Source organism: Kutzneria buriramensis, from assembly GCF_003387475.1.
Classification (GTDB): Bacteria; Actinomycetota; Actinomycetes; order Mycobacteriales; family Pseudonocardiaceae; genus Kutzneria; species Kutzneria buriramensis.
The window spans coordinates 396542-406915 of record NZ_QUNO01000013.1 but is presented as its reverse complement, the minus strand read 5'-3'; the positions used below and the strand labels follow the sequence as shown (position 1 = coordinate 406915).

Here is a 10374-nt window from a genome sequence, read left to right as displayed (position 1 = left end):
ACAGACTGTGTGGGCAACGGAGTTCCTGCTGTTCATCGATCTTGGTCGACGCTGTTCTAGCAGGAGCTCCGTTGTCCGTCTCGGCCGGCTTGACACCCGCTGCCCGCGCCTTAACTGAACGGCATTGGGACTAGGTCAGCCGGTGCGGCGGTGTCGCTCCGGCCGGTGGTGCTGCACGGCCAGCTTGACGATCTCCACCACGTGCGGGTCGTCGACGAGGTAGATCTGCCGCTTGCCGTCACGCCGCGACCGGACGAGGCCGGCGAGCTTGAGCTTGGCCAGGTGGTGGCTGACGGTGGCGACGGACTGGCCGAGCTCGGCGGCGAGCGTGCCGACGTCGCGCTCGCCGGCGGCGAGCAGCCAGACGATGTGTAGCCGGGCGGTCGCCGAGAGCATGCCGAACGTGCCGGCGATGCGTTGGAGCAGGGCGTCGGCCAACGGCATGTCGGCCAGCGGATCGTCGGGCAAGCCAGGTCCTTTCCAACGGTGCGTCCAGTGTGACGAAGGTCGGAACACTTGCGCAAGTGTTTGAATGTCGGGTCTACTGGGACCCGGAGATCAGCGTGAGGAGGTGCATCCGGATGACCGGCGACGGAAGCAGTAGTCCCCACCACGCGGCGGCCCGGGTGCGACAGGCGTAGCACGGGCGCGGCGTGGTGATCAGCGTGCCCGCAGGCCGACGCACTCACCGACAGGACCGCGCCATGGTTCGCACATCCGTTATGCCGCAACGCCTCCGCGAGCTCGCGGAGGCGCCGATGCTGCCGCTGTTCCGCACGCTGGACAGCACGCCGAAGGGCCTCACCGAGGCCGAGGCGGCCGCCCGTGTGGAGCGCTTCGGCCCCAACGAGCCGCCGACACCGACCGAGACCAGTCCCTATCGGCGGCTCAGGGACGCCGTCGGCAGCCCGTTCGTCGCCCTGCTGTCCGCGCTGTGCGTGACGTTCGTGCTGGTCGGCGACCTGCGCGCGGTGATCACCGTGGCGGCGATGGTGGCGCTGAGCGTGATCCTCCGACTGTGGCAGCACACCCGCTCGGACCACGCGATGCGGGCGCTGCGCCGCCAGGTGACGACCACGGCGACGGTGCGCCGCCGCGCTGCCGACGGACACGAGGCCCTCGACCGGGAGATTCCGGTCGAGGACCTGGTGCCCGGCGACGTCGTGGTGCTCGCGGCCGGCGACATCGTGCCGGCGGACGTCCGCCTGATCAACGCGGTCGACCTGCTGGTGGACCAGTCGGCGGTGACGGGCGAGACGCTGCCGGTGCGCAAGGGCAAGGAGTCCACCGTGGAGCTCCCGACCCTGTGCTTCGCCGGCACGCCGGTGGTCGGCGGCAGCGCGACGGCAGTGGTCGTCGCGACCGGCGCCGACACGTGCTTCGGCACGGCCGCGCAGGTCGACCGCCCGGAGTCCAGCTTCGACGTCGGCGTCCGCGCGGTGGGCTGGACGCTGGTCCGGTTCATGCTGGTGATGGTGCCGATCGTGCTGGTCGTCAACGGCACGATCACCGGCAACTGGTCGCAGGCGGCGATGTTCGCGCTGGCGGTGGCGGTCGGCCTGACCCCCGAGATGCTGCCGGTGATCGTCACCACCAACCTGGCCCGCGGCGCGGTGCGGCTGGCCCGCCGCAAGGTGATCGTCAAGCGGCTCAACGCGGTGCAGGACCTCGGCGGCATGGACGTGCTGTGCGTGGACAAGACCGGCACCCTCACCGAGGACCGCGTGGCCTACGCGCACAGCGTCGACCCGCTGGGCCGTCCGGACGGCGAGGCGGCGGAGTACGCCTACCTCGCGGTGCACTTCCAGGTCACGCCGCTGAACAACCTCGACGAGGCGATCGCCGACCAGTTGGCCGACGAGGCCGAGGACCTGTTGTACGAGGCGATGTTCCGCAAGGTCGACGAGATCGCCTTCGACCACGACCGCCGGCGCTGCACGGTGATTCTGCGCAAGCGCGAGGGGATCGTCCGCCAGCACGACGGCGAGCACCTGCTGATCACCAAGGGCGACCCGGAGCGGGTGCTGCCGCTGTGCTCGCACGTCCAGCGGGACGGCGAGGTGATCGAGCTGACCGAGGCCGCCGCCCGGCAGACCGAGGACGTGGTGCGGGCGTATGCCGAGCACGGCATGCGGGTGCTGGCGGTCGCCGCTCGGCAGGACACCAAGGCCGAGAAGGACCTTGTGCTGGTGGGCTTCGTCGGCTTCGTGGACCCGGTCCGCGCCAGCGCCGCCGAGGCGGTCCGGGACCTCACCGAGCACGGCGTCGCGGTCAAGATCCTCACCGGCGACAACGAGCACGTCGCCGAGTACGTGGCGGTGCAGGCCGGAGTCCGGGTCGGCGAGGTGATGCTGGGCAAGGACATCGACGCCGCCACCGACGAGGAGCTGGTCGAGCACACCGTCTTCGCCCGGCTGACCCCGGCGCACAAGGCCCGAATCGTCACGGCCCTGCGCTCGGCCGGCCACGCCGTCGGCTTCATCGGCGACGGCGTGAACGACGCGGCGGCGCTGCGGATCGCGGACGTCGGCATCTCTGCCGACTCCGCCACGGATGTGGCGCAGGAGGCGGCGGATCTCCTGCTGACGGACCGGGATCTGACGGTCGTGGCGCAGGGCGTCGTCGAGGGTCGGCGCACCCTCGGCAACACCATGAAGTACGTCAACATCACCGCGAGTTCCAACTTCGGCAACGTGTTCACGGTGCTGGCGGCAAGCGCCTTCCTGCCGTTCCTGCCCATGCTGCCGATCCAACTGATCACCCAGAACCTGCTCTACGACTGCGCCCAGCTGGCGCTGCCATGGGACCGCGTGGACAACGCGTACCTGCGCGCGCCGCGCCGGTGGGACGCCCGCGGTCTGGCCCGGTTCATGCTGGTGTTCGGCCCGGTCAGCTCGCTGTTCGACCTGGCGATGTTCGCCGCCCTGTGGTGGGCGCTGGATCTCGGCGGCCGGCCGGAGCTGTTCCAGACCGGCTGGTTCGTGGAAAGCCTGCTGTCCCAGGTGCTCGTGGTGCTCGTGCTGCGCAGCCGCGGCGGCTGGCTGACCGGGCAGCGGGCGTCCTCGCCGTCACGGCAGGTGCTGCTGGCGTCGATCGGCGTGACGGCGATCGCCCTGGCGCTGCCGCTGACCGGCTGGCTCGATCTCCGCGCCCTACCCGCGACCTATTTCCTTTGGCTGGCGGGAGTTCTCGCCGCCTACACGATCAGCGTGCACCTGGTGAAGGCGTCGTACCTGCGCGTCAAGTAGCCACAGTTTTGTTCGAAGGGACCCTGCCGTGGCTCTGCTGCGCACTTTTCCCTCGCGCGAGGCGCTGAAGCGCCCGCGTCAGGGCGTCATCGACCTGGCCGTGCTCGTCGGTGCGGCGGCCCTGCTGTGGGTCGTGGTCCGGCTCTGGCACGGCATCACCGTGCCGTGGGACGAGACCACGGCACCGTCCACTGTGTCCACCGACCCGGCGGAACTCCCGTACTACGCGGCAAGGTCGCTGCTGCGGATGTTCGCCGCACTGGCGCTGTCGGTCGTGTTCACGCTCGTCTACGCGACGGCCGCGGCTCGGCTCCGGCGGGCCGAGAAGGTGCTGCTGCCGGTGCTGGACATCCTCCAGTCGGTGCCGATCCTCGGCTTCCTGTCGGTGACGATCACCGGCTTCATCGCCCTGTTCCCGGGTTCGGAGCTGGGCCTGGAGTGCGCGTCGATCTTTGCCATCTTCACCTCGCAGGCGTGGAACATGACGTTCGCCTTCTACCAGTCGCTGGTCTCCCAGCCGCGCGACCTGGACGAGGCGTCCCGCCTGCTGCGCCTGTCGAAGTGGCAGCGGTTCTGGCGGGTGGACGTGCCGAGCGGCATGATTCCGCTGGTCTGGAACGGGATGATGAGCTTCGGCGGCGGCTGGTTCTTCCTGGTGGCGTCCGAGGCGCTGAGCGTGAACAACCACAGCTACGCGCTGCCCGGCATCGGCTCGTACGTGGCGACGGCAACGGCGAACTCCGAGCTGGGCCGGGTGCTGCTGGCCATCGGCGTGATGATCGTGCTGGTGGTCGGCGTGAACGTGGTGTTCTGGCGGCCGCTGACCGCATGGGCGGAGCGGTTCCGCGTCGAGGACTCCGAGTCCGCCCAGGCGCCGCGCAGTCTGATGCTGGACCTGCTGCGCCGATCCCGGATTCCCCGGCTGCTGGGTCGCGCGCTCGGCTGGCTGGTTGCGCCGCTCGACCGGATGATGGCGGTGTTCGGCCTCGCCGAACACCCGCTGCGGACGTCGCCCGCCCGCCGGCGCGTCGGTGACGTGATCTTCGCGGTGGTCGTGCTCGGGTCCGTCGCGTACGGCCTGACCGAGATGGCGACGTTCGTCGTCGACACGGCGGGGATCGCCGAGGTCGGCCACGCGCTGCTGCTCGGACTCGCGACCTTCGGCCGGGTGATCGTGCTGGTCGTGGTGGCGACGGCGATCTGGGTGCCGGTGGGTGTGTGGATCGGCCTGAACCCCAAGATCTCCCGACTGGCCCAGCCGGTGGTCCAGGTGCTGGCGTCGTTCCCGGCGAACTTCCTGTTCCCGCTGATCACCGGCGTGCTGGTGGCGACCGGGATCAGCCTGGACTGGGGCGGCATCCTGCTGATGGCGCTGGGCGCGCAGTGGTACATCCTGTTCAACGTCATCGCCGGCGCCAGCGCGATCCCCAACGACCTGCGGGAGGCGGCGGCGAACCTGCGGCTGCCGCGAAAACTGTGGTGGCGCAAGCTCATCCTGCCGGCGATCTTTGCCAGCTACGTCACCGGCGGCATCACCGCGGCCGGCGGCGCGTGGAACGCGTCGATCGTCGCCGAGGTGGTCAGCTACGGCCCGACCACGCTGACCGCCACCGGCCTCGGCGCGTACATCGCGCAGGCCACCGGCTCCGGCGACGCCGCCCGCATCCTGATCGGCGTCGCGGTGATGAGCCTGTACGTCGTCGGCCTCAACCGTCTGTTCTGGCGGCGCCTGTACGCGCTGGCGGAGCGCCGCTTCAGCCTCTGACAGGGGGAGATTTCCATGCAGGACAACCTGATCACCGTGGACCGGGTGAGCAAGAGCTTCACCGGCGCGGCCGGCGACGAGCTCCGCGTGCTCGACGAGATCACGCTGGAGCTGCGCGCCGGCGAGATCGTGGCACTGCTGGGCCGGTCCGGTTCCGGCAAGTCGACGCTGCTGCGCACGATCGCCGGCCTGATCTCGCCGACCGGCGGCACGGTCCGCTACCGCGGCACGGAACTCAACGGCGCGAACCCCGGCACCGCCATGGTGTTCCAGTCGTTCGCGCTGATGCCGTGGCTGACCGTGCAGGACAACGTGGAGCTCGGCCTGGCCGCGCAAGGGGTTCCGGTGGCGCAGCGGCGCGAGCGGGCGCTGGCGGCGATCGATCTGATCGGCCTGGACGGCTTCGAGTCGGCCTATCCCAAGGAGCTCTCCGGCGGCATGCGGCAGCGGGTGGGCTTCGCCCGCGCGCTCGTGCTGGAGCCGGACGTGCTGCTGATGGACGAGCCGTTCTCCGCGCTGGACGTGCTGACGGCGGAGAACCTGCGCACCGAGCTGATGTCGCTGTGGGCGGGGCAGAAGTTCCCGACCAAGGCGGTGTGCATCGTGACGCACAACATCGAGGAGGCGGTGCTGCTGGCCGACCGGGTGATCGTGCTCGGTGCGAACCCCGGTCACATCCGCGCCGAGGTGACCGTCGACCTGGACCGCCCGCGCGACCGCAAGTCGCCGACGTTCGAGGCGCTGGTCGACCGGCTCTACGACCTGCTGACCGGCCGCGAGGCGGACCGGCACGAGCCGGAGCCGACAGTGGCGACGCCGACCGCCCGGCCGCTGCCGGCGGCCTCGGTCGGCGGCCTGGCCGGGCTGGTGGAGATCGTGCACGCCAGGGGCGGCCGGGTCGACCTGCCGGACATCGCCGCCGACCTCAACTTCGAGATCGACGACCTGCTGCCGCTGGTGGACGCCGCGACCATGCTGGGCTTCGTCGAGGTCGAGGGCGGCGACCTGACGCTGACCACGGTCGGCAAGGACTTCACCACTGCCGACATCCAGCGCAGCAAGCAGCTGTTCGCCGAGCAGGCGCGGCACCGGGCGCCGCTGGTGCGGACGGTGTGCCGCGCGCTCGCCACGAGCGCCGACGGCAGCCTGCGCGCGGGTTTCTTCCTGGATCTGCTCCGGCGCGGTTTCTCGGCCGCCGACGCGCAACGCCAGCTCGACACCGCAATCGACTGGGCCCGTTACGGCGAACTTTTCGACTACGACACGGACACCGATCGGATCACCGCCGATCCGGCCGCCGGACTCGTCCCGGAGACGCAGCTTCGGAGTCATTAGCCCGAATTCATGTGGATCGTGTCGACCTGGTGAAACTCCGTTTCATCAGGCCGGCCTCTTTGTGTATCGGGAATGGCGATCTTTGGACTTTCGTCATCTTTCTCTCCGTACGCGAGGTATCTCTTTCAGCTGACAGCCAGGTTCGTCTGCTATCCAGGGTGTGGGGCACGACGCGGTGCCCCGCATTGTTGTTCCGTTCACAGAAATTCGGAGGAATTGTGAGCGACAAGCCCTCGGGGGCGGATCAGTTGCTCGTCGACCCGGATATCTCGTCGGCCGCCGTGTACGCCGCACGGCCGGCCGCGCCGCCCCGCACCCTGCTGGACATCCTGGACGCGACCGCCGCCGCGTGCCCGGACGCCACGGCCCTCGACGACGGAACGACGCTGCTGTCGTACGGGGAGCTGTGCACCCGGGCCGGTGTCGTCCGGGATCGGCTGCGCGCGGCGGGCATCGGCGTCGGCGACCGGGTCGGCGTGCGGATCAGCTCCGGCACCGCCGAGCTCTACCTGGCCATTCTCGGCGTGCTGGGCGCCGGCGCGGCCTATGTCCCGGTCGACGTGGACGACCCGCCGGAGCGGGCTGCCCTCGTGTGGACCGAGGCGGACGTGACCGGCGTGCTGACCGACGGGGGAGCGCTGGCGCTGCGTCGGCCGCCCGTCGGCCGGGTGGAGACGCCGGGGCCGGAGGACGACGCGTGGATCATCTTCACGTCGGGATCCACCGGCACGCCGAAGGGCGTCGCGGTGACGCACCGCAACGCGGCCGCCTTCGCGGACGCGGAGGCACGCCTGTTCCTGCCGCGCGACGCGATCGGCCCCGGAGATCGGGTGCTGGCCGGACTGTCGGTGGCGTTCGACGCGTCGTGCGAGGAGATGTGGCTGGCGTGGCGCAACGGCGCCTGCCTGGTGCCCGCGCCCCGGTCGCTGGTGAAGTCCGGCGCGGATCTCGGGGAGTGGTTGCGGCGCAACTGGATCAGCGCGGTGTCGACGGTGCCGACGCTGGCCGCGATGTGGCCGGTCGAGGAGCTGGGCGGCGTCCGGCTGCTGATCTTCGGCGGCGAGGCGTGCCCGCCGGACCTGGCGGCCCGTTTCGCGTCGGGCAGCCGCGAGGTCTGGAACACGTACGGGCCGACCGAGGCGACGGTCGTGGCGTGCGCGGCCCGGCTGGAGGCCGGCGAGCCGGTGCGGATCGGCCTGCCGCTGGACGGCTGGCAGCTGGCGGTCGTCGGAGTGAACGGCGAGCCGGTGGAGTGGGGCGGCACCGGCGAGCTGGTGATCGGCGGGGTGGGCCTGGCACGGTACCTGGACGTCGAGCGGGACGCCCAGCGGTTCGCGCCGATGCCCGGCCTGGGCTGGGATCGGGCCTACCGGACCGGCGACGTGGTGCGGGCCGAGCGGGAGGGCCTGGTGTTCGTCGGCCGCGACGACGACCAGGTGAAGATCGGCGGTCGGCGGGTCGAGCTCGGCGAGATCGACATGGCGCTGGCGTCCGTGCCGGGCGTCGCGGTGGCGGCATGCGCCGTGCAGCGGACGTCGACCGGAAGTCCGGTGCTGGTCGGGTATGTGGTGTTGGAGGACGGGGTCGGGGGCGTCGACCGGACGTTGCTGGCCCGGCAGTTGCCGCCGGCGTTGGTGCCGCGCATCGTCGTGCTCGACGACCTGCCGACCCGGACCTCCGGCAAGGTGGACCGGAAAGCCTTGCCATGGCCGGTGGATGTCGTCGAGCAGCCGTTGCTGGAAGGTGCCGCCGGCTGGGTCGCCGAGCAGTGGCGGCAAGTCCTCGGGATTGCCGTCGGCGAGGAGGACGACTTCTTCGGGTCCGGCGGGGCGAGTCTGGCCGCCGCGCACCTGGTGTCGTTGTTACGCAAGAGATGTCCTCGGCTGTCGATGACCGACATCTATCAGTTCCCGACCGTGGGCGAGATGGCGGCACGGATCGACGAGCTGTCGGCGACCGAGACGAGCGTTCGCGCGGTCACCCCTGTGCCGCGCGCCGCGGGGTTTGTGCAGGCGCTGATTCTCCTTGTGTTGCAGACGTTCGCCGGGTTGCGGTGGCTGGTCGTGCTGGCCACGTTGAACGACGTCGTGACGGCGCTGTTCGGCCCGCAGAAGTGGGCGCCGCAGCTGGCGTGGCCGATCGTCGCTTGCGGTTGGCTCATGCTGGTCCTGCTGCCGGGGCGGGTGTTGACGGCCGTCGGACTGGTTCGGCTGCTGACGCTGGGGATTGCCCCCGGTAGGTATCCTCGCGGCGGTGGCGTCCACTTGAGACTGTGGACCGCCGACAGGGTGGCTGCGATGAACGGAATCGCGGCGGTTTCAGGCACTCACTGGTCCGCGCGGGTGGCACGCCTCCTGGGCTGCGAGGTCGGCAGGAACGTGCTGCTGCACAGCCTGCCGCCGCTGACGGGACTGGGTGTCTTCGGTGACGGGGCGGCGATCGAGCCCGAGGCGGACATCGCCGGCGTGTGGGTGGACGGCGACGAGGTCGAGGTCGGACGGATCGTCATCGGTGCCGGTGCTCGGGTGGGGACGCGGAGCACCTTGTTGCCGGGGGCGGTTGTCGAGACCGGTTTCGAGGTGATCGCCGGGACGTCGACGATCGTGCCGGCCGGCGACGAGTGGCCGGCGGCTCGAGTCGTGAGCGGTGGCCGATTGAAGTACACGGCCGCGTTGCTGGGCTTGGGCTTGCTGCCGATCGTCGCGCTGGTGCCGGGTGTTGTCGTCACGGGGTTGTTCGTTCACGGCGACGGTTCGTTGAACCAGGTGCTGTGGAACGCGCTGGAGGGCGTGGTGCCGGCGACGCTGCTGACCGTGACCTGTTACGTCGGTCTGCACGCGGCGCTGATCCGGTTGTGCGCGTTGGGACTTCGCGAGGGAACCCATCCCGCTGACGGCTGGCGGGCGTGGTGCGCGTGGCTGACCGCTCAGCTGATGGCGACCGCTCGCGGAAGCCTGTTCCCGTTGTACGCCAGCCTGATCACCCCGCACTGGCTGCGACTGTCGGGTGCTCGGGTCGGCCGGCGGGTGGAGGCGTCGACCGTGCTGACCTTGCCGAGGCTGCTGACCGTTGGCGACGCCTCTTTCCTCGCCGATGACGCGCTGCTTGCGCCGTACGAGCTGCGGGGTGGATGGATGCGGCTGGGGCGGAGCTCGGTGGGGGAGCGGGCCTTCGTGGGCAACTCGGGGATTGTGGCGGGTGGGAGTGAAGTCGCGGAGTCGGCGCTCGTCGGTGTGCTGGCGACCGCGCCTCGGGAAACCGCGCCGGGCTCGTCCTGGCTGGGGCGGCCGGCGATTCGGTTACCGCGCAACGCGCAGGCCGGTGATCCGTCGCGGACCTACCGACCGCCGCGACGGCTGGTGTTGGCGCGGGCGCTGGTCGAGTCGTGCCGGCTGCTGCCGGTGCTGATCGCGGCGACGTTGCTCGAACTGGTGATGGTGTTGTTGGAGGACCTCGATGTTCTCGACGGCGTCTGGTGGACCTGTGCGGTTGCCGGAATCGTGCTGCTCGGCGCGGGCCTGGTGGCCTGTGTGCTGACTACCGTGTCGAAGTGGTTGCTGGTCGGGCGTTTCCGGCGCGGGCAGCACCCGCTGTGGTGCTCGTTCGTGTGGCGCAACGAGTTGTACGACTGCTTCGTCGAGGAACTGGCCGTGCCGTGGCTGATGCGGATGTGTTACGGCACACCGATGTTGAACGTGTGGCTGCGGTCGCTGGGGGCGCGGATCGGGCACGGTGTCTGGTGCGAGACGCACTGGCTGCCGGAGACCGATCTCGTCGGCATCGAACCGGGAGCCACCGTGAACCGGGGAACCGTTGTGCAGACGCACCTGTTCCACGACCGGCTGATGCAACTCGACGAGGTGCGGGTAGGTGCCGGTGCGACGATCGGCCCGCACAGCGTTGTGCTGCCGGGATCGCGGACCGGTGACGGCGTGACGCTCGGACCGGCGTCGCTGGTGATGCGCGGCGAGGAGATCCCGGCCGGCACGCGCTGGCGGGGAAACCCCGTGAGCGCCTGGTGATGCC

Annotated in this window: 5 protein-coding genes; 4 read left to right on the top strand and 1 reads right to left on the bottom strand. The window is 70.4% G+C overall.

The genetic code is table 11. From position 1 onward, the window contains the following. Nucleotides 1-135: 135 nt before the first annotated feature. Nucleotides 136-468 carry an ArsR/SmtB family transcription factor gene (locus BCF44_RS35520; protein WP_246015944.1) on the bottom strand — a complete coding sequence of 111 codons (333 nt, stop codon included), beginning with the start codon at nucleotides 466-468 and terminating at the stop codon, nucleotides 136-138. Nucleotides 469-704: 236 nt separating this feature from the next. On the opposite strand from BCF44_RS35520, the gene mgtA reads away from it, so the two are divergent. The 4 genes from mgtA to BCF44_RS35500 all read left to right on the top strand — a co-directional run bounded on the left by mgtA (nucleotide 705) and on the right by BCF44_RS35500 (nucleotide 10370). Further along, nucleotides 705-3248, top strand: coding sequence for a magnesium-translocating P-type ATPase (gene mgtA / locus BCF44_RS35515; RefSeq protein WP_116178802.1), 2544 nt, complete (start codon nucleotides 705-707; stop codon nucleotides 3246-3248). Nucleotides 3249-3276: 28 nt separating this feature from the next. Beyond that, nucleotides 3277-5013 carry an ABC transporter permease gene (locus BCF44_RS35510; protein ID WP_116178801.1) on the top strand — a complete coding sequence of 579 codons (1737 nt, stop codon included), beginning with the start codon at nucleotides 3277-3279 and terminating at the stop codon, nucleotides 5011-5013. A 15-nt stretch (nucleotides 5014-5028) separates the two neighbouring features. Next, nucleotides 5029-6348, top strand: a complete 1320-nt coding sequence (locus tag BCF44_RS35505; RefSeq protein ID WP_116178800.1) for an ABC transporter ATP-binding protein — start codon at nucleotides 5029-5031, stop codon at nucleotides 6346-6348. 218 nt (nucleotides 6349-6566) lie between these two features. After that, a complete protein-coding gene (locus tag BCF44_RS35500; RefSeq protein WP_116178799.1) occupies nucleotides 6567-10370 on the top strand; it encodes a Pls/PosA family non-ribosomal peptide synthetase in 3804 nt (1267 codons plus the stop codon). The last annotated feature ends 4 nt before the right edge of the window (nucleotides 10371-10374 follow it).